The organism is Enterococcus sp. ARL09-542 (genome assembly GCF_005234805.1).
Lineage (GTDB): Bacteria > Bacillota > Bacilli > Lactobacillales > Enterococcaceae > Enterococcus_D > Enterococcus_D gallinarum.
Genome location: NZ_QPQX01000004.1, coordinates 97,329 through 117,300, shown reverse-complemented (window position 1 = coordinate 117,300; position 19,972 = coordinate 97,329). Strand labels below are relative to the sequence as shown.

Annotated in this window: 24 protein-coding genes, 1 tRNA gene and 1 other annotated feature; of the genes, 7 read left to right on the top strand and 18 right to left on the bottom strand. The window is 41.7% G+C overall.

What is annotated here, in order from left to right:
* The first annotated feature begins 2 nt into the window (after window positions 1-2).
* Complete coding sequence (locus DVW06_RS06075) at window positions 3-1,313, top strand: sensor histidine kinase (RefSeq protein WP_137264504.1); 1,311 nt, start codon at window positions 3-5, stop codon at window positions 1,311-1,313.
* A gap of 2 nt (window positions 1,314-1,315) precedes the next feature.
* On the top strand, window positions 1,316-1,786 hold the full coding sequence (locus DVW06_RS06070; RefSeq protein WP_003128541.1) for a GNAT family N-acetyltransferase: 471 nt from the start codon (window positions 1,316-1,318) through the stop codon (window positions 1,784-1,786).
* A gap of 270 nt (window positions 1,787-2,056) precedes the next feature.
* Here the strand turns inward: DVW06_RS06070 and udk are convergent, their stop codons facing one another.
* From udk to DVW06_RS06055, 3 genes are all read right to left on the bottom strand, one after another.
* Window positions 2,057-2,686 (bottom strand): uridine kinase, encoded by a 630-nt coding sequence (udk, locus tag DVW06_RS06065; protein WP_003128539.1) that lies wholly within the window; start codon window positions 2,684-2,686, stop codon window positions 2,057-2,059.
* A gap of 83 nt (window positions 2,687-2,769) precedes the next feature.
* The gene (locus DVW06_RS06060) at window positions 2,770-3,453 is read right to left on the bottom strand and encodes a YjjG family noncanonical pyrimidine nucleotidase (protein WP_003128538.1); all 684 of its coding nucleotides are present in this window, start codon (window positions 3,451-3,453) and stop codon (window positions 2,770-2,772) included.
* Window positions 3,454-3,466: 13 nt separating this feature from the next.
* Window positions 3,467-4,180, bottom strand: a complete 714-nt coding sequence (locus tag DVW06_RS06055) for a pseudouridine synthase (RefSeq protein ID WP_003128537.1) — start codon at window positions 4,178-4,180, stop codon at window positions 3,467-3,469.
* A 300-nt stretch (window positions 4,181-4,480) separates the two neighbouring features.
* On the opposite strand from DVW06_RS06055, the gene DVW06_RS06050 reads away from it, so the two are divergent.
* From DVW06_RS06050 to DVW06_RS06035, 4 genes are all read left to right on the top strand, one after another.
* Entirely contained in the window at window positions 4,481-5,095 is a 615-nt protein-coding gene (locus tag DVW06_RS06050) for a 50S ribosomal protein L25/general stress protein Ctc (protein ID WP_003128535.1), read from the top strand.
* Window positions 5,096-5,214: 119 nt separating this feature from the next.
* Window positions 5,215-5,532 (top strand): DUF960 domain-containing protein, encoded by a 318-nt coding sequence (locus DVW06_RS06045; protein ID WP_003128534.1) that lies wholly within the window; start codon window positions 5,215-5,217, stop codon window positions 5,530-5,532.
* A 409-nt stretch (window positions 5,533-5,941) separates the two neighbouring features.
* Entirely contained in the window at window positions 5,942-6,199 is a 258-nt protein-coding gene (locus DVW06_RS06040; RefSeq protein ID WP_029487302.1) for a hypothetical protein, read from the top strand.
* Window positions 6,184-6,948 (top strand): helix-turn-helix domain-containing protein, encoded by a 765-nt coding sequence (locus tag DVW06_RS06035; protein WP_081131410.1) that lies wholly within the window; start codon window positions 6,184-6,186, stop codon window positions 6,946-6,948. Before DVW06_RS06040 ends, DVW06_RS06035 begins: the two co-directional genes overlap by 16 nt.
* A gap of 182 nt (window positions 6,949-7,130) precedes the next feature.
* Here DVW06_RS06035 and DVW06_RS06030 read toward each other — a convergent pair whose 3' ends face one another.
* The 7 genes from DVW06_RS06030 to DVW06_RS06000 all read right to left on the bottom strand — a co-directional run bounded on the left by DVW06_RS06030 (window position 7,131) and on the right by DVW06_RS06000 (window position 12,262).
* Window positions 7,131-7,982 carry a MetQ/NlpA family ABC transporter substrate-binding protein gene (locus DVW06_RS06030; RefSeq protein ID WP_003128530.1) on the bottom strand — a complete coding sequence of 284 codons (852 nt, stop codon included), beginning with the start codon at window positions 7,980-7,982 and terminating at the stop codon, window positions 7,131-7,133.
* Between the two features lie 47 nt (window positions 7,983-8,029).
* On the bottom strand, window positions 8,030-8,716 hold the full coding sequence (locus tag DVW06_RS06025) for a methionine ABC transporter permease (protein ID WP_003128528.1): 687 nt from the start codon (window positions 8,714-8,716) through the stop codon (window positions 8,030-8,032).
* A complete protein-coding gene (locus DVW06_RS06020; RefSeq protein WP_003128527.1) occupies window positions 8,709-9,743 on the bottom strand; it encodes a methionine ABC transporter ATP-binding protein in 1,035 nt (344 codons plus the stop codon). Before DVW06_RS06020 ends, DVW06_RS06025 begins: the two co-directional genes overlap by 8 nt.
* Before the next feature lie 75 nt (window positions 9,744-9,818).
* Window positions 9,819-10,070: a binding site (T-box leader), on the bottom strand.
* A 72-nt stretch (window positions 10,071-10,142) separates the two neighbouring features.
* A complete protein-coding gene (locus DVW06_RS06015) occupies window positions 10,143-10,481 on the bottom strand; it encodes a glycine cleavage system protein H (protein ID WP_003128526.1) in 339 nt (112 codons plus the stop codon).
* Window positions 10,463-10,840 carry an arsenate reductase family protein gene (locus DVW06_RS06010; protein ID WP_003128525.1) on the bottom strand — a complete coding sequence of 126 codons (378 nt, stop codon included), beginning with the start codon at window positions 10,838-10,840 and terminating at the stop codon, window positions 10,463-10,465. The genes DVW06_RS06015 and DVW06_RS06010 overlap by 19 nt, the downstream gene beginning before the upstream one ends.
* Window positions 10,841-10,850: 10 nt before the next feature.
* Window positions 10,851-12,032 carry an FtsW/RodA/SpoVE family cell cycle protein gene (locus DVW06_RS06005; RefSeq protein WP_137264503.1) on the bottom strand — a complete coding sequence of 394 codons (1,182 nt, stop codon included), beginning with the start codon at window positions 12,030-12,032 and terminating at the stop codon, window positions 10,851-10,853.
* 157 nt (window positions 12,033-12,189) lie between these two features.
* A tRNA-Thr gene (locus DVW06_RS06000) sits at window positions 12,190-12,262 on the bottom strand.
* Window positions 12,263-12,388: 126 nt separating this feature from the next.
* On the opposite strand from DVW06_RS06000, the gene DVW06_RS05995 reads away from it, so the two are divergent.
* Window positions 12,389-12,625: a hypothetical protein gene (locus DVW06_RS05995; protein ID WP_003128523.1), complete on the top strand. Its 237-nt coding sequence runs from the start codon at window positions 12,389-12,391 to the stop codon at window positions 12,623-12,625.
* 200 nt (window positions 12,626-12,825) lie between these two features.
* Here the strand turns inward: DVW06_RS05995 and upp are convergent, their stop codons facing one another.
* The 8 genes from upp to DVW06_RS05955 all read right to left on the bottom strand — a co-directional run bounded on the left by upp (window position 12,826) and on the right by DVW06_RS05955 (window position 19,949).
* Entirely contained in the window at window positions 12,826-13,455 is a 630-nt protein-coding gene (upp, locus tag DVW06_RS05990; protein WP_005472811.1) for a uracil phosphoribosyltransferase, read from the bottom strand.
* A 132-nt stretch (window positions 13,456-13,587) separates the two neighbouring features.
* The gene (glyA, locus tag DVW06_RS05985) at window positions 13,588-14,823 is read right to left on the bottom strand and encodes a serine hydroxymethyltransferase (RefSeq protein WP_005472813.1); all 1,236 of its coding nucleotides are present in this window, start codon (window positions 14,821-14,823) and stop codon (window positions 13,588-13,590) included.
* An 80-nt stretch (window positions 14,824-14,903) separates the two neighbouring features.
* On the bottom strand, window positions 14,904-15,932 hold the full coding sequence (locus DVW06_RS05980; RefSeq protein WP_005472815.1) for an L-threonylcarbamoyladenylate synthase: 1,029 nt from the start codon (window positions 15,930-15,932) through the stop codon (window positions 14,904-14,906).
* Window positions 15,933-16,128: 196 nt separating this feature from the next.
* Window positions 16,129-16,965, bottom strand: coding sequence for a peptide chain release factor N(5)-glutamine methyltransferase (gene prmC, locus DVW06_RS05975; protein ID WP_003128516.1), 837 nt, complete (start codon window positions 16,963-16,965; stop codon window positions 16,129-16,131).
* Window positions 16,958-18,031 (bottom strand): peptide chain release factor 1, encoded by a 1,074-nt coding sequence (gene prfA / locus DVW06_RS05970; protein ID WP_003128515.1) that lies wholly within the window; start codon window positions 18,029-18,031, stop codon window positions 16,958-16,960. The genes prmC and prfA overlap by 8 nt, the downstream gene beginning before the upstream one ends.
* A 3-nt stretch (window positions 18,032-18,034) precedes the next feature.
* On the bottom strand, window positions 18,035-18,619 hold the full coding sequence (locus DVW06_RS05965) for a thymidine kinase (RefSeq protein ID WP_029487305.1): 585 nt from the start codon (window positions 18,617-18,619) through the stop codon (window positions 18,035-18,037).
* Between the two features lie 122 nt (window positions 18,620-18,741).
* Entirely contained in the window at window positions 18,742-19,344 is a 603-nt protein-coding gene (locus DVW06_RS05960; RefSeq protein ID WP_003128513.1) for a GNAT family N-acetyltransferase, read from the bottom strand.
* Window positions 19,345-19,394: 50 nt separating this feature from the next.
* Window positions 19,395-19,949: an AAA family ATPase gene (locus DVW06_RS05955; RefSeq protein WP_003128512.1), complete on the bottom strand. Its 555-nt coding sequence runs from the start codon at window positions 19,947-19,949 to the stop codon at window positions 19,395-19,397.
* Window positions 19,950-19,972 lie beyond the last annotated feature (23 nt).

Here is a 19,972-nt window from a genome sequence, read left to right as displayed (position 1 = left end):
GAATGAACAAAGAACTCTCTAAGAAACAGCGACTTAAATTGTTCTTGATCAATATCAGCGCTTTTGCATTGATCTTTACATTGCTCGGAATCATTGTACTAGAATTATTTGATCAATCTGCATATCAAGAAACCGATATTGCCCTTGAACAAGCCGTCCAAGATACACGTCTGGTCCAAGCAGAGATCAACAACGCTAATCAAAACGAAGCCATTGCCTTACCGCCCAATACAGCAATGCCAAAGATTCCTGGAACCAATCGTTTCAACACCCAATTTATTCTTTGGTCAGAAGACGGTACGATAGTAAACAAACAATCATTAGGCGGACGTTTCTCTCAGCTAGCTTCACTCAAATTAGATACGGAACATTTAAATACGATTCAATCACTGACCGTAAGCGATCAAAATGAAGCGGAGACTTTGCTGTTTCACTCGATCACGGTTGCCGCGCCTACGAACCAATCAGGGGTAGCCTATGTTCAAGTGTTGGCCAATACCAACCAAATCAATAATGCAATGAACAACTTTCAAACAATTTTGATTTTATCGATGATTTTCTTTTGGATCTTGTCAATCGGTATCAGCTACTACCTTTCTTCATTGACAATGCGGCCGATCCTCGCTTCGTGGAAAAAACAGCAAGAATTTGTCGAAAATGCTTCTCATGAATTACGGACGCCTTTGACGATCATCCAAAACAGTTTAGAGCGCACCTTCACTAAGCCCAATCATACGATCATTGAGGAATCAGAAAGTATTGCTCAAGCATTAGCAGAGACCCGGAGGTTGACTGGATTGACAGCGGATTTATTGACGATTGCCCGCAGCGATTCCAACCAGCAGATGTTAGCCAAAGAAACCATTGCCATCGCTCCTTTCATTCAAGAACTGGCAAAACCGTTTCAAGAGATTGCCAAAATGAATAATAAACAATTTGTCTTGGAAAACCTAGCTACGACAACTGCTGTCTTCGACCCCCAAAAAATACATCAAGTATTAGTAATTTTATTGGATAATGCCCTGAAATATACAAGTCAAGGAGATAATATCACACTGCTGTCAGAAATTTCCAACAAGTATTGGCTGCTCGAAGTTAGAAACACAGGTCCATCTATTAGCGATGAAGACAAGAAACATATTTTTGAACGCTTTTATCGGGAAGATCGCTCCCGTTCAAAAGAAACCGGCGGCTATGGTCTCGGTTTGGCCATCGCCAAACAAATCGTGGAGGAACACAAAGGGCAAATCAGTGTACGTGATCTACAACCTAAAGGCGTTATTTTTCAAATCCGTTTGCCAAAGGTGGGATAAAAATGAAAGTCATTCATTTAAGAGAACATCCTGAATATTTACAGGAAGCGATCGCTTATTTTCAATCAAAATGGGCGAGTCCCGCATCCATGAAAGTGTATGAAGATAGCTTGACCCACAGTTTTGCTGATACCGATCTACCGCAATGGTTCCTACTCGTGGATAACCAAGCCGCTGCTGTCCCCTCGATCATTGGCTGTGGTGGACTGATCACGAATGATTTTATCAGCCGAATGGATTTGATGCCTTGGCTGCGCGCCCTCTATGTCGATCCTCACTATCGCAGACAAGGTGGTGCTCGGCTTTTGATCGATACTATCAAGCAATCTGCCGCTACTGCTGGTTTCTCGACCCTTTATTTATGTACAGATCTTGTTTCGTTTTATGAAAAATTTGGTTTTGAGCTGATGGGTACAGGCTATCATCCTTGGGGAGAAGAATCGATGATCTATCGCTATCCCCTACAGAAATAGACAAAAAAACAGCCTTGAACATGAATGTTCAAAGCTGTTTTTTATTCACAGTACTATTACTAGTAGAATACCCTATCTCCACAAAAGGAATATTCCGACACCCTGCATCCGGCAGGTGGATCGCTCCTTGTGCCTCTGTTATCAATCTGGTCAGTCAAAGCTAGACCATCTCGACTCGTCGCATGAGGTATACTTTACCATAATTGATAAAGAAAAACTACTGCTTTATCAAAAAAATTCTTTAATAAGTGTTTTCGAAAGAAAAGATGCTCAGCTTTCGGTTAAGAATGTTGCAACTTTCGTTGTGATCAAATCAATCGCTACGTGGTTCTCGCCGCCTTCTGGAACGATGACATCTGCATAGCGCTTCGTAGGTTCGATAAATTGATGATACATAGGCTTGACTACTGTCAAATATTGTTCAATAACGGAATCCAGCGTTCGTCCGCGTTCTTCCATATCTCGTTTGATCCGACGAATGATTCGAATATCATCATCCGTATCTACATACAGTTTGATATCCATCAAGTCTCGCAAACGTTCGTCTTCCAAAATCAAGATTCCTTCAAGGATGATCACTTCTTTTGGTTCCTGAATGATCGTTGCTTCACTGCGAGTATGTGCCACATAATCATAGACCGGTTTTTCGATCGTTTCGTAGGCAAGGAGTTTCTGCAGATGTTCGATCAATAGATCAGTATCAAAGGCAAACGGATGATCATAGTTTGTGTTCAACCGTTCTTCAAAGCTCAAGTTGCTTTGATCTTTATAATAAGAGTCTTGTTCAAGCATCATAATGGAATGATTGGGAAAGTGATTGAAAATCGCTCGGCTCACACTTGTTTTTCCACTACCAGAACCACCAGTCACACCAATAATAATGGGCTTGCCATTCGTCATTCAATTAACCTCTTTCGTCTCTAAAATTTACACTGTTTCTATTATAGCGAAATTCTGAAAAATTACTATTCATTTCTAAGAAATCAGTCTTTTAATAACGATGGCAATTGATCCAACGACTGGATCTCATAGGTTGGGAGAACTGTTGAAGCCGCTTTTTTGTTAGGATTCAGCCAGATTGTATCGATCCCTGACAAATGTCCGCCCAAAATATCTGAAGACAATGAGTCACCAATAATGACTGTTTTTTGTTGTTCAAAATTAGGAATCCGGTCAAAAACATAGGTAAAGAATTCTTTCATTGGTTTTTGATAACCTGTATCTTCTGATACAAAGATATCCCGAAAATAAGGCATCAACTTAGCATCTGACAAACGGCGGTATTGGGTTTTAGAGACACCATTAGTCACAACATATAAATCAAACTTGTCAGCCAATTCGGCCAACACTAGCTGACTATTGCCTAATAATTTATGCCCTTGATCCAAGTAAGAACGATAGTGTTTTTCCATCGCTTCACTGTCGACGATTCGCCCATACTTTTTAAAAAATAAGCCAAATCGTTCATTGACTACTTGGTCTCTAGACAGCTTCCCTTGTTCAAATTGTTGCCACAATCCGTGATTAACCTCTTGATAAGTCTGTTTCATTTCGAGATCCATCGTCAGACCTTGTTCCGCAAAAAGAGCTGTCAGCGCTTCATGTTCAGTATCTTGGAAATCAAGAATCGTATCATCGACATCAAATAACAGTGTTTTATAAGTCATAGTCTCCTCTTTCTCAGCGAAAATAATTCGCTAGGCTTTCTAATTCAAATTGGGTGAGATTCCGGTATTCTCCGGACAATAGATCCCCTAGTTCCAAAGGACCAATTGCAACTCTTTTTAGGGCAATCACTTTTTTCCCTCTTGCTAAAAACATCTTCTTCACTTGATGGAACTTCCCTTCAGCAATCTCTAGATGAACAAAGGACCGCCTACCTGAAGTCATCTCTATGGTCAATTTGGCAGGCTGACAAACGACACCTCCATGAAAAACGATGCCTTGAGCAAAAGCAGCCACATCTTCCGCTGTTACCGGACCATTGACAATGACATCGTATCGTTTCGGCACTTTCTTGTTTGGGTGCAATAATTCATAGCCTAACTGCCCATTCGTCGTCAACAATACCAATCCTTCTGTATCGCGATCCAAACGTCCCACTGCATAAAGTGTCGCCTGTCGGTCTTCTGGCTGTAAAAGATCAATGACTGTGGCGTGCTGGTGATCTATATTTGCTGTCACCACCCCCGCTGGCTTATTGAGTAAGTAATACACATCTCTTGTTTGCAGCAGTACCCCAGCAACCTTGATTTCATGCAATCGACTGTCGACATTTCGAGATGGGTTCCGTTCGATTTGCTGATCCACCAAGACTTTCCCTTGTTGAAAAAGACGTTTCATTTCTTTGCGAGAGGTCGCTAACCGCTCTTCTATCAGTTTGTCTATACGCATTGTTTTCTCTCCATCTTGGCTATTATAGCTCAGATTTAATTGCTTGCAAATCCTCGACTCATCATTTCATTTGACTTTCTTCGACTTTCCACGTAAGGTTAAAGAGTAAAGTAAATAAAGTTTCTCATACACAGCGTTACGACCTGGTGGAGAAAAGTTGAACCAAAACTTTCTGGGGCAGTTGTGTAAACAACTGCCCTTTTGCGTGTTTTTACTCACGTACCACTTAATGTGCAGAGTTAACAAAATTTGCTTAAAAACATCCCGTTTTTTTCGGGAAATTTTAGGAGGAATTGAGTTATGTCAGTATCATTAGAAGTTACGAAAAGAGAAGTTCGCCCCCGTTCATTACGGAACAAATTGCGTCACGAAGGAAAAGTACCTGCTATCGTGAATGGTTATCAAGTAGACAGTACTCCGATTGCAGTCAATGCAGCGGAATTAGAAAGACTGCTACGTGAAAATGGTTTGAATACCGTAATCACTATGAACTTAGAAGGCAAGAAAGTAAATACACTGATCAAAGAATTTCAATCAGACACGTTCACTCGTGCATTGACCCATGTTGAATTCATCTCAGTCGATATGAATGAAGAAACTGAGGTAGAAGCTGAATTGACCTTAGTTGGTGATGCAGCAGGCGTGAAAGCCGGCGGCGTATTGACACAAAACTTATACAGTGTCGTTGTATCCGCAACACCAGATAAATTACCTGAACGTATTGAAGTTGATGTCACTGGACTTGAAATTGGTGACGCGTTGACTGTAGGCGATTTAGAGAAAAATGATGATTATACGATCGTCACAGAAGCCGAAGAACAAATCGTTGCTGTTGCTGAAGCACAAGAACTTTCAGAAGATGACGAAAACGGTGAAGCAGCAGAACCAGCTGTTATTGGTGAAGATCAAGAATAATTTTTGCTACAAGTAAAGAATAAGACCATTCCTTGAGGAGTGGTCTTATTTTAAACAAGTTGATTCTATCTTTCGATTGCCGACCCACGACCGACTTTATCCTCAAGGAGGGAACAACCATGTTTGAACCATTTGACAGTAGCCGCAGCCGCTATGCTTCTGGCGGTATCGTCCAAACCATGCCGGGAGAATTGATCGATAGTTTATGGCTGATCATTGACTTGGATCTGAAAGGCGTTATTCCGTTAGAAAATCTATTAACTTTTCACGTAAAAAATAATGACGGCCGTGTTAGTATTCATTTTTCACAAGATGATCGCCGTGCTGGGATGTGTATCGATCTGCCGATTGCTTACAATGAGTATTTGCCTCAAACCGTTTATGCCTATGATGATGGTCAGCGCCAAACCATTTTATTGCCTAGTGAAGCAAGCTGATTTTCTATAATTTATTTCTCTGCATTACGTACCAAATCTCCAGCGAGGGAGGGATAGCTAGACACTTTCTGCTAGGCTTAAGGTATTCTTAGCCTAGTAGTTTTTTAGTGTTGCCCTACTATTTTTCAGCTATTCAGTTGTGCGGTTCTTTTGAGTCTGCTTTTAAGCGACACTGCTTGCAGGATCACCCAATTTCCCCTTCCATCATTCCCTACTATGAATCCAGAATCCCTGTTTTTTTCCTTATTTTCTTCATTTTTTTCTCTTTTAAGCTGATTAGCTCCACATCTGTCTCTTTGTAGTGAAAATTATTTATTAAACTTTGATGATTATTCTTTTCTAAAAAAACCAAGAAACTAGTTATCCACTATAATAAATGTAATCTCATCCGAAAGAGGTGATTCACAACTTGGAGGATTTTCTCGAGAAAGAAGTGTTGCGCATGTTGCGTCTGATCCGTAGTCTTTTCAAAGAAAGGCCGCTCCCCCTCCAACAAGCAGCCCTGCAACAAGGGATCTCCGTCAAGACTATTAGACGGATGATCGCCAGCGAGTTAGGTATCAAGTTACCAATCAAATTTTTGATTAAAAAAGGCCAACTTGATTATTTACAGACGGAAGCAATGTCGGTTACTGAGTTACAAAAAAAGTCATCGCTTCTCTTGTAAAAAAGAGCAGTAACTACCGTATTCTTAACACCCAGCTGGAAGAACCTTCGTTGACTTATCCATTATTATGCAGAAAATGCCACCTGAGCCCTTCCAGTGTCAATCGACGTTTCACTGCTCTATCATCCTCTTTGGCAGCGTATCACTTATCTCTGAATCGCAAGCATTTTCCACTTTTACAAGGGAACGAAATACAAATCCGTTTTTTCCATTATCAATTGTTGCGCTGGATGCGTCCACACTTGATAAAAAGTTCCAGTGAGGCCTTCTTTTGTATCAAAACAATCCATGAAAAAAGAAAAGCGGTTTATCCGCTGGAAAATGGGATCGCATTAGCTACAGTTTTTCCAAAAAACTTTGTCCCTGCCTTTTATTTGCGCCATGAACGCAACTATCTTTTCTTATGGAAACAATTACTTGGACTTGAAGCCTTCTATTTATCTGAAGAAGATACCTACTTGCTGAACCAAATATTTGCTGCAGAACTGCTCAAAGAACGTCTGGGAAGTGACTCCTTTCAAATCTGTCTTGTCAAAATCACTCAAATCCACTTGCTCTGTGCTTTATTGGAAGGCAATCTGATCTTGTTTAAAGGGAGTGGATCACTTTCACCTGATACCCTCACACTCATTCGTCTGTTTCTTAGCCAGCTCCCCCACTACGATCAATTATTAAAAAAGCACCCTGAATTGCCGCTGCTGTATGAAATGATTTGGCATAACCGTTCTGTTTTGCTAGATTGGAATTAAAAAAGAGCAGTGACAAAAGTATGAAACAAACCACCTAACCGAAACGTAAAGAGATTACTCCTGCGATTCAGGAGGTCTTCGACGCAAGATTGCGAGGAAGGTCAAATCTCTTTATCATTTAGTAAGTTTCGTCTGTTTTTAACTTATGTCACTGCTCTGTTTGTACTGCTTAATGAAGGAAACTATTTAGCGTCCGCATCAACGATTTTCACAGAACCTTGCCATTGTTTTTCGACAAAGTCTTTGATTTCGTCAGAGTGAAGCACTTCAACCAATTTTTTGATTTTATCGCTGCTTTCGTCGCCACTGCGTACGGCAATCACATTGACGTATGGTGAATTATCCGCTTCTAATAAAACAGAATCATCTGCTGGATTCAAGTCGATCCCAAAAGCAAAGTTCGCATTGATGGCCACTAGGTCTGCTTCATCATTTTGGTAAGCCGTTGCCAATAATGAAGGATCAATATCATGCTTGAATTCTAATTTCTTTGGATTTTCAGCAATATCATCAAATGTTGCTGTTTCAGCATCGACACCATCTTTCAACTTAATCACACCAGCATCTTGTAAAATCGTTAAGATACGACCCCAATCGGATTCCGAATTTGAAGTAATCACGGTTGCACCTTCAGCTAATTCAGAAATGTCAGAGATCCGTTTTGAATACAACCCCATCGGTTCGATATGAACCGCTCCTGCATTAACAAAGTCATAGCCATTATCGGCAATTTGCTTGTTCAAGTAAGGGATATGTTGGAAATAGTTGGCATCGATATCGCCATTTTCTAAAGCTTTGTTTGGCAAGATGTAATCATCGAAGGTTTTGATTTCTAAATCGATTCCTTCTTTTTCCAACAATGGTTTTGCTTGTTCTAAAATTTCTGCATGGGGTGTGACAGATGCTCCCACCACCAATTTCGTGTTTTCTCCACTAGCTGATGTTGAATCGGCGCTGTTATTTGAACCTGTACCGCAGGCTGCTAAAGCGACTGTTAACAATACTGTTGTTGCAAAACCAAAAATCTTTTTCATTTTTATTCCTCCCAATTTTCTGTTTGATGTTTTTCTTTTTCAGCCAATCAGCGTTTGTCTGTTGCTTTTGTCAAAAAGTCGCCGATTGCTTGTAAGATAAAGACAATAATTAAAATAATCACTGTTGCTACAAGCGTCACAGTGTAATTTCCCCGTTGAAAGCCTTCTTGCCAAGCCAATGAACCAAGGCCTCCGGCACCGATCGCCCCTGCCATAGCTGTGTAACCAATCATTGAAATGGTGGTGACAGTGATGCCCGAAATCAATGCTGGGACACTCTCAGGAATGATAATCTTATAAATAATCTCCCAGTAACTTGCTCCCATCGCCTCGGCAGCTTCAATCACACCTGGACTTACTTCTCGAAAGGCAATCTCTACTAACCGTGCATAAAAAGGAGCTGCTGATAGAACCAATGCTGGAATCGCAGCTTTTGCCCCTAAGAAGGATCCTACCAATAGTGTCGTAAACGGTATAATCAAAACCATCAAGATCATAAACGGAGTTGAACGAAACACGTTACTGATAATCGAGACTAAGGTATAGGCAAAGCGTGATCCAAATGTTTGCTTGCGACCTAATGAATAAAGAGCCAATCCTAGTATTAGTCCAATCACAATGACTAGTACCATAGAGAAGAATGTCATAAATAACGTATCGATCGTCGCTTGTTGCATGTTTGCCCAATCGATTTTTTCAAAATCAAAATAGGTTTCTGAAAATGATTTACCCACGCTCGATCACCTCCACGCCTACTTGTTCTTGCGCAAAAAAGCGCAATGCTTTATCGATTTCTGCTGTTTCACCGGTCAATAGAACGGTTAATGCGCCAAAAGAGCCTTCATTCGTTTGCTGAATCTTGCCATAAACAACATTGACATCAATCAGATACTTTCGGATCGCTTGCGAAATGATTGGTTCATTCGCATTGTCTTCCGTAAAGGTCAATGTCACTAAGCGGCCATGGGGATTTTCTCTTAAAAAGGCTTGACGCAATTCCTCGGGATCTTCTTCTGGCTCCAAATCTTGCTGCACAAAGCGCTTAGTCACAGCTTGTTGCGGATGACGAAACACCGAGTGTACGGAACCTTCTTCAACGATTTTGCCTAATTCCATTACAGCTACTTTATTGCAGATTTTGCGAATCACGTTCATCTCATGGGTGATCAGTACAATCGTCAAATTCAGTTTTTTGTTGATGGACAGCAGTAAATCCAGAACTTCTTCGGTTGTTTGAGGGTCAAGAGCACTGGTTGCTTCGTCGCATAGCAAGATTTCTGGCTCATTTGCTAACGCACGGGCAATTCCTACCCGTTGTTTTTGGCCACCTGACAATTGGGAAGGGTAAGCTTTTTCGCGTCCTTCTAACCCGACAAGTTTTACCAGCTCTTGTGCCCGCTCGCGGCGTTTGATTTTGGGGATCCCTGCCAATTCTAATGGTAATTCGATATTTTCCAATACTGTTCGTGACCACAAGAGGTTAAAGTGTTGAAAAATCATTCCAATTTTTTTACGAAAATCTCGTAATTCTTTGTTCTTCAAGGCTAAAATATTTTGACCATTGATCACTACATCACCAGCTGAAGGAAGTTCTAATCCATTCAATAGACGAACCAATGTACTTTTGCCGGCACCTGAATAACCAACGATGCCATAAATATCGCCTTTTTCCACTTGCAGAGAAACATCATTGACGGCATGGACTGCGCCACTTTTACCGTCAAAGGATTTCTTTACGTGGGTCAATTCGATTAATGCCATAAATTTCCCATCTTTCTTTATTCATTCACTAGTTAAACACAAAAAAAGCTTTCATCCTTTGTACATTATACTGTTACAAAGGACGAAAGCACAACTTCCGTGTTACCACCTTGATTTACTGTCGACTCGCATCAACAGCCTCTTCCAGTACTTGAATTTCTTCGCATACTGTTGCACAGTAACGGGTGCATCCCGTGATAGGCTTGTCCTTAGACTCACCCATCCTGCTCAAAGACCATCTTCCATCTTCTCTTCGTTGCCCATTTACACCAAACAGGGCTCTCTGTGTACGTCAAGAACATGTACTCTTCTTTTCAAAGCATTCATTTATTGAGCAAATTATAGCAACGTCTCAATCTGCTGTCAATTCTTTTTGTAAATCAGTGGTTGGATCTTGTTTTATAATTCGTCAAATTGACTTGGATCAACATCTTTAAAGCTGACTAGCCAAGCGTTCATTTCATCGCTGTCGTTTAAGATATCAACGTTTTGATCGATTTTTTCATTTACAGAAGAAATCACGCCTGTTAATGGGCTTGGAAATTCACTGACAGCTTTTTCTGCTTCCAACTCCACTAGCGTATCTCCTTGTTTCAAGGCTGTACCAACTTTTTTCAAAGAAGCAAAAGACACAGCACCTAATTCTTCTTGTGCTTCTTTTGTCAAACCAACACAGTATTCTTTGCCATTGAACAGTACCCACAAATTATCTTTTTTTCTCAAGCATTTCTTTTCCATGATTCTAACAAGACTCCTTCATATTCTTTTTCTTTAAACCCATTGATCAAAAAGCGATCTTCACTAATCAACAATGGGCGTTTGATCAACATGCCGTCTGTGGCCAACAAAGTTGCGGCTTCTTCATTTGACAACGTTGGTACTTTCTCTTTCAAACCTAATTCACGATATTTCATTCCGCTTGTGTTAAAAAAGCGGCGAGCTGGCAAGCCGCTAGAGGTGATCCATTGTAACAATTGCGCCTTCGTAGGCACCTCTTTGATCATGTCAATGGCCTCATAGGGAATCCCATTTGCTTCTAGCCAAGCTTTCGCATTTTTACATGTACTGCATTTCGGATACCAGTAAAATGTGATCATAGCTATCTCCTTACAAGGTTTTTGGTGTACTCTCAGCCTGATAGCGCATCGATAAAATCAAGCCAATGCCGATCATGTTACTTAATAATGCCGATCCCCCTTGACTGATGAAGGGTAATGGAATACCTGTCAAAGGCAATAAGCCAATATTAGCACCGATATTTTCAAAGACATGGAACAAGATCATCATGATGATCCCGGTAGCAAGATAGGCATAAAATTCATTGTTTGTATCAAAACAAACCCGAATCATTCGGTAAATCAAAATGAAATATAATAAAATCACAAAGGCACTGCCGACAAACCCAAAGTTCTCTCCGATCACAGAGAAAATCATATCTGATTCACGAACTGGCACGTAGACATCACTCACATTGAACCCTTTACCGAACATCCCACCAGACCCAATAGCCATTAAAGCATAAGCTAGTTGGAAAGACTGGCCTTGAGTATCGTGAAACGGATCTAACCAAGAATCGATACGTGCAAACTGATATTCTTTAAAGCCGACATTATAGAGAAACTCTCGTCCCATATCTGTTGTAACTAAAAAGATGGTCCCGCCCCCTATCAAAACAAAAGCGGCGATAACTGGGATCACGATCTGCCAAGAAATCCCCGACATCAAAAAGATCCCACCAAAAATAGCTAAGAAAACTAACATCGTTCCAAAGTCTTTTTGCAGCATGACTAAAACTAGGACCGGAATGGTTACAGCTAACATTTTAGCGATCAATAAGCCCTCCGTCTTTAAATCTCGATCTCGATGACGAACATTGTGATGGGTGACCACCAGCGCCAACATCATGATAAAGGCAATCTTCATCAATTCCGAAGGCTGGATCGTAAAGGAGCCAAAACGCAGCCAGTTTCGCGAGCCCGTAGAGTCGGCTAACCCTGCATCATAGAACTTCAAGAGACCCAGCATTACCAGCAATCCTGCTCCGTAAATATAGGGAGTCAACTTCCACAACCACTTGGATTTTATATGCATGATCACTATAATTGCGATAACTCCTAGTACATACCATAAAGCTTGAAATCCTAAGGTTTTTCCCACGGATGGATTCCTTGGATCATTCGTCAATGCGACATACAATGACGCAAACCCAATCAAGCACAATAAAAATACGGGTAATATCACACCGTAGTCAATTCGATTATCATTCTTCTTTATTCGTGTATTTTCCATGCCCACACTCTCTTCTGTAGAATCTTTATCCATTATAGTGATGTTTGCGCAGAAAAGAAAGGATTCCCCGTTCTCATTCAGAAAAAATTTAGAAACTTTAAAGTTTTCTCTAAAAAAATCATCTAAAAAAAGAAGCAGTCTAATTAGACTGCTTCAATGCCAGCTGCAGGATTCGAACCTGTGACCTACGCGTTACGAGTGCGTTGCTCTACCAACTGAGCTAAGCTGGCAACTAACACAAAGAAGATTATAAGAAAAAAACACAACTTTGTAAAGAGAAGTTTAGGGAAAAAATAGGATTACTGAAAATTTTCAAAAAATGTGGTATAATTTAACTATATCAAGGAGGTTTTTACATGGCAACATTTGGTAAGTTCGAAACAACCGTTGTCCCGTCAGCTGAAGGTGCAAATTTTGAGGTCGCTACTCCTGTCATGTTCACGATCCATGGAATAAAACAAACCGGTACAGTCACTAAGCAGCTTAAGAACTCTGCGGTTGTTGAATTGAATCAGACAGCGGAGAATCAAAAGCTTGTTACACAAAGTAATGGTGTATTGATCATTAATTATAAACAGTTAACGAAAATGTAGTTCGTTCAAAAGGAGACTGGGACAAAAGTGGTAATCTCCAAGAAATAAGGAGGAATACACGGAAATTGCTTTTCAAATGTTTGAGTAGTTTTTGAGTAGTTCGATTTATTTCCGAAGGAGTTGCTCCTACTCCCAGCGTTTAGACGTGTTTAGAGCGTGGAACAAAAGTGTTTTTCACTTTTTGTTCCACGCTCTTTCTTTTATTTTGTTCCAAACAAACGGTCACCAGCATCGCCTAATCCAGGAACGATGTAGCCATGTTCATTCAAGCGGTCATCTAAGCTTGCTGTGTAGATATCCACATCAGGATGGGCATCCTGCAATGCTTTCACACCTTCTGGCGCAGCAACTAGGCAAACAAACTTCATGTTAGAAGCACCGCGTTTTTTCAACGCATCGATGGCCATGATCGCTGAACCACCAGTTGCTAACATTGGATCAACAATAAATAACTGACGAGTGTCGATGTCTTCAGGCAATTTAACGAAATACTCATGTGGTTCAAGGGTTTCTTCATCACGATACATACCAATGTGTCCTACTTTAGCCGCTGGGATCAACTCTAGAATACCGTCGACCATGCCTAGTCCGGCCCGTAGAATCGGTACGATTGCTACTTTTTTACCACTAAGTGTTTTTTGGGTCGATTCTTCGATCGGTGTTTCGATCACTACATCTTCGAGGGGCATATCCCGTGATACTTCATACGCCATCAACATGGCGATTTCATCGACAACTTCACGGAACACTTTCGTTCCACAGTTCTTGTCGCGGATCATTGTTAATTTGTGTTGAATCAAGGGGTGGTCAATTACTTGGAATTTACCCATTTTAAAAGTCTCCTTTGGTTTTTCTTTTATTTTAAAGCAAATCAACGATTGATACAACCTTGCATCACGTCATAGCCATATTCCTTCAAAAAAGGATCTGAGCATCGGCTCAAACCCTTTTCCTGCTACATCTTAATACAACGGATACTTGTCCGTCAACTCTTTCACTTGTGCTTTTGCTTCTTCCAAAACAGCCGTATCTTCAGGGTGTTCCAACACTTTGACAATCAGTTTTGCTACTTCCACAGCATCTTCTTCTTTGAACCCACGGCTAGTGATTGCCGGTGTGCCGACACGAATACCGCTCGTTTTAAATGGGCTAAGGGTTTCAAATGGAATCGAATTTTTATTGACTGTGATGTTGACTTGGTCAAGCAATGCTTCGGCTTCTTTTCCGTTAAGCTCAAATCCTCGCACATCAATCAGCAATAAATGATTGTCCGTTGCACCAGAAACAAGCCGTGCTTGCGGTGCTTGATTGAACACTTTTGCCATTGCTTGCGCATTTCTGATCACTTGCTCTGAATAGGATTTGAAGTCTTCATCCAATGCTTCTTTGAATGCGACTGCCTTGGCAGCGACCACATGTTCCAAAGGTCCGCCTTGAATGCCAGGAAAGACTGCACTGTTGATTTTTTTCGCTAAGTCTTCGTCATTGGTCAAAATCAAGCCGCCACGAGGCCCTCTAAGGGTTTTGTGGGTCGTAGAAGTAGTGATGTCTGCATAAGGAACTGGATTTGGATGCAGACCAGCAGCAACTAATCCTGCGATATGTGCCATATCTACCATCAACTTAGCACCGACTTCATCAGCAATTTCACGGAATTTGGCAAAATCGATTGTTCGTGAATACGCACTTGCACCAGCAACGATCAATTTTGGTTGATGCTTTCTCGCTAAGATCCGTACGACATTATAATCAATCACTTCAGTCGCTGGGTCTACGCCATAGCTAACAAAGTGATAGGTTTTCCCACTAAAATTGACTGGAGAGCCATGGGTCAAATGCCCACCTGCGGATAGATCCATGCCCATCACCGTATCTCCTGGTTCAATCAACGCTAGATATGCTGCAGTATTGGCTTGTGAGCCTGAGTGAGGCTGTACGTTTGCATAGGCCGCACCAAAAAGTTCTTTGGCACGATCAATTGCTAAATTTTCAACAACATCGACAAATTCACAACCACCGTAGTAACGGCGACCTGGATATCCTTCGGCATATTTATTTGTTAAAATACTGCCTTGAGCCGCTCTTACACCTGCGGAAACGATATTTTCAGATGCGATCAATTCTAAATTGTTTTGTTGGCGATCCGCTTCCTTTTCAATGGCTTGCCATAAATCAGGATCAAACGTTTGATAGTCCATTCATACAACACCCCTTTACCTTAATGCTAGCATTGTATCATATTTCCTAAGCACTACCTATGATCAAAGCAGCGTTTTTTCTATTTTACCTGAAAAAAATTTTGATTGGCTGCTTTTTTCAAGCGATTCATATAGGCGCTGCCCATCCCTGTCTCAGGAAAAGCGGTCACTAAAATGATCTCCAAGCCAGCGATCGATTCATCTAAGGCTCGCAAACCTGCAAAAAGTCCTTTTGCTGCTGCCTCAACCGTGTCGTCCGCATACATGTAAACAGCTGCTGTTTCAAATCTGGCTGTCTCACAAATTGATGGGCCTGCCAAGACACCTGCTCGCAATCGCTGCTGCTTGACCCAATCGAGTGCTGCTGGCCAGTCCTCTGACCGAACCATCACAACCTTTGTATCCGGAGCATAATGTTTGTATTTCATTCCCGGTGCTTTGGGTCTTTCACCTTCAGATACTAGGTGTTTATCTATTTCGACTTCACTGCCTAAAACCGTTTCTAATTGTTCTTTGGTCACGGCTCCTGGACGCAAGATCATTGGGTTTGCTGTCGGATCACTTAAATCCAAGACTGTTGATTCAACTCCGATCCTAGTAGTCCCATCATCGATCACACCAGCTATCTTTCCTTTCAAATCATGCAATACATGTTCAGCTGAGGTCGGACTTGGCTTGCCAGAGGTATTTGCGCTAGGTCCGACTAGTGGGACATGTGCCTGTTTAATGACTGAAAGTGTTTTTTTATTCGCTGGCATACGGAATGCCGCTGTGGATAACCCCCCGGTCACAATAGACGGTAAACTGTTATTTTTGATAGAAAAAATCAATGTTAGGGGGCCAGGCCAAAACTTTGCCATCAATTTTTCCGCTGCTGGATGCAAGTTATCCACATAATCCTTCAGTTGTTCCGGGTCGGCGAGATGGACGATCAATGGGTTGTCACTAGGTCTTCCTTTGACGGCATAGACTTGTGCTACCGCTTCAGGCAAAAGAGCGTTAGCGCCTAAGCCATACACTGTTTCTGTAGGAAAAGCAACTAATCCACCCGCGGCTAAAATTTTTGCTGCTTCGGATAATTGTTCTTCACTAAATTTTTTTGTTTCCACAGTTTATCCACATCCTTTTTTTGAGGACTTCCACACTTATCAACATTTTTTCGGTTTTTATCCACATTTTGTGGATAAATCGTTTGTCAAGTGTGGATAACCCTGTTTATAACTTTTATTCGCAAGTAAGTCTTACTCTATCACTGTTTTTTATCAAAAAAATTTTTCAAAAAAATGGTTGTCCACATGCTGTGGATTATTGTACTGCGACCAACCGATCTTTTCCAGATAAATCTTGAATGACCGTAACTTTTTTATCTGGAAAAGCTTCCGCAAAAATACGCTGGACAGATTTGCCTTGTTGAAAACCGATTTCGACGAAGATTTTTCCGTCAGGTGTCAATAACTTCTTTGCCTGGTCTGCAATCTTACGATACATCACTAGACCATTCTCCGCTGCAAAAAGGGCCATTTGGGGTTCAAACTGACGCACACTGGCATCCATCAGCTCCCACTCCTGCTCACTGATATAAGGCGGGTTTGATACAATGATGTCCCATGATTGATCCCCCACTGGTGTCAGCGTGTCGCCTTGATAAAAAGCGACCTCCGCACCTAATTGCGCCGCATTCTCTTTAGCTACCGCCAATGCGGCCTCTGAAAGATCAACAGCAGCGATCTGCCAGTGAGGACGTGCCAATTTCAAAGAGACCGCGATCGCACCTGTCCCTGTCCCAATATCTACGACCCGCAAATTCTCTGCAGGTTCTGTTTGCTCCAGACACAAAGCGACTAATTCTTCCGTTTCCGGTCGAGGAATCAATGTGTCTTCTGTTACTTTGAAGCGATGGCCATAAAACTCTTCATAGCCTAAAAGGTATTGGGGGGGACGATGCGCTAAAAGCTGCTGCAGATCTGCTTCAATTTGCACTTTATCAGCTGGCGAAATTTGCTGATCCATATGCAGCAACCAATCTAGTTTTTGCCAATTTTTACGAGCCAGAAAAAGGTATTGGATCGCATACCCTTCCAGTCCCTTTGTTTCTAAAAAAGAAGAAGCCCGTGAAAGGACTTCTCGATAGGTTTTACCCATTTTGCATTTCTTCCAATTTTGATGTTTGATCGTACATGATCAATGCATCAATGATCTCATCAAGTTTTCCAGCCAAAATTTGATCCAATTTTTGGATAGTCAACCCGATGCGGTGGTCCGTCACCCGATTTTGCGGAAAGTTATACGTACGGATCCGTTCAGAACGATCCCCAGTTCCCACTGCTGATTTACGATTTGCATCGTATTCGCTTCGTGCTTCTTGCTGGATTTGGTCGTATACTCTTGCCCGCAAGACTTTCATCGCTTTCTCACGGTTCTTCAACTGTGAACGCTCATCCTGCATGGCAACGACGATACCAGTCGGCAAGTGTGTCAAGCGGACAGCTGATGCCGTTTTGTTGACGTGCTGACCACCAGCGCCTGAAGCATGATAGATATCTGTTCGGATATCTTTATCAGCAATATCGATCTCTACTTCTTCTGCTTCTGGCATCACGACTACGGTTGCTGTAGATGTGTGGATTCGTCCTTGAGATTCTGTCGACGGCACGCGTTGTACCCGATGCGCGCCACTTTCATATTTCAATTTTGAATAGACATTCTCACCGCTGATCATCATGATGACTTCTTTGTAGCCGCCGATGCCGGTAACGTTGGCATCCATCACTTCGACTTTCCAACCTTGTGTTTCCGCATATTTCTGATACATATTAAAGAGATCTCCAGCAAATAGTGCCGCTTCATCTCCACCCGCAGCCCCGCGAATTTCCATGATAATGTTTTTGTCATCATTGGGATCTTTTGGTAATAATAAGATTTTGATGCGGTCTTCAAGAACATCTTTTTCTTTTTTTAAGTCAGATAGTTCTTCTTTAGCCATTTCTGCCATTTCTGCATCCAAGTTTTCGCCCAATAGTTCCTCTGTATCTTTGATGCCTTCAACGACTTCTTTGTAACGGCGATACACTTCGACAGTCTCTCGGGTATTTGCTTCTTCTTTGGACAACTGCATGAACCGTTTCGTATCTGAAATGACAGCGGGATCACTAAGCAGTTCGCCTAGTTCTTCATAACGGTCTTCAATCGCTTGTAACTGATCGTACATGTTTTATTCTCCTTCTTTTTTGATTCCAGGGTGAAAATAGTGTTTGCGACAAACAGGGTAATAGGCTTCATTACCGCCAATTTGAACTTGATCGCCTTCATAGACTGGTTTACCGTCAATGTAATGCAGATTCATGGTCGCCTTTTTGTGGCAGAACCAGCAGATCGTTTTCATTTCTTCAATTTTATCTGCATAAAGAAGCAGATATTTAGAACCTTCGAATAATTCGTTGCGAAAATCATTTTTTAAACCAAATGCCATCACAGGAATGCCTAATTCGTCTACGATTTTAGTAAACGCCAAGACATGGTGTTTTTTCAAAAACTGTGCCTCATCAATCAAAATGCAATAGGGTTGATATCCTAGATCTTTTACTAAATGATACAAATCGGTCTCATCGAAAATCGGAATGGCGTCACGCTCTAACCCAATACGACTGGAAACTGTTCCGATCCCGCTTCGGGTATCGATGCCGCTGGTCATAATCACGACCGGCTTGTCTTGTTCTTCATAATTATGTGCAACTTTTAAAATCTCGATCGTTTTGCCACTATTCATCGCGCCATATTTAAAAAAAAGTTGTGCCATCTTGCCCATCCTTCCTGATACTCCTTTGGTATTATACTTGAAAACAAGGAATTTTTACAGGTTTAAATTCAGAAGTCGCTAAGAGGGGTACTGAACAGAACGATGCCTGCAAATGATTGGCTTTACTGCCCGTTTTCCTTCTGCGCCACGTCTCTCAAAATAGTCAATACTTGTTCGTACTCGGGATTCATCTGTCCCTGATAGTCTGTATCAATAAGTTTGAAGCCTAGTTGTTGATACAGTCCAATCGCAGCATGACTCCATGTTTGCGTATGGAGAAAAATAGCGGCAGCAGATTCTTCGGAATCTGCCGTTTGGTTCTGGCATGTTTCTATAACTTTGGTTACCAAGCCGCGAGCGATCCCTTGTCTTTGAGCGCTGGGAATGACTGCTACCCAATGAACGAGCGGCACAATGTTGCCATCTTGCTTCTTCTTCCACCAAGCAGTCGCTGTTCCTACCTTTGTTCCTTCTGGATCCACTGCAAAAAACATTCGTTGCGGCAATTGAGATTCATAGGGGAGAAAGTCTTTTTCAAAATACGCAAGTGCCGCGGCTTCTGTATCAAATTCTCCCACCGCTGTCTCAATCCGCGCCCACTCACTCGCATCACCGGATTGATAAGGTTGAATGATGTAGTTATTTGAGTCAGGGACCGGTGCTACTTCATCCGCAGCCATGCGCTCCATCCAAATTTCTGCATAAGGAATTGATTTGTCTAACATAGAGATACCTCACTTTAGTTTTTTTGGAAAACAGATCGTTTGCTTCAAGGCTATTTTTGAAACTGTTTCGTATCCTCCAAGATCATCGTGATCATTTCAGATATTGTCTGCTTCTCTGTAAACATCTTCTCTTTTGAGAGGACTGATTTATTACTCGTATCATTGCTCTTGGACGCTATGCCGTTTTCCCCAAAGAGAAGGTCTTTTTCGAGCCACCACTTTTGTAGCGATGATTCGGAAAAAAATACCCGTTGCGGCCGTGTTCGGTGTCTTTCAATCGTTGTTTGAAAAGGCACATCAAAATAATAAATGAGACACTTCTCAAAGGATTCTAGTAAAAAGAGCAAGAAGTCCTGGTATTTTTCACGGGCAAAAATTCCCTCAACGATGATGAAAGGAACCTTCCCTCGCGCATATAAAAGGGCCTCCATCATTAGACCTACAGCATGATTATTAGGCGTATCTTTCACGTGAAAAATTTCTCGGCGAAATACATCCTGTGAGATCAACACCGCTTCTGCCCCTAATTGTTGATGCAGCGCTTTTGCTACTGTCGTTTTTCCGCTGCCAGAATTCCCCCGCAATAAAATGATGATCGTATCCACAGCAAACCTCGCTTTCTTTGGCC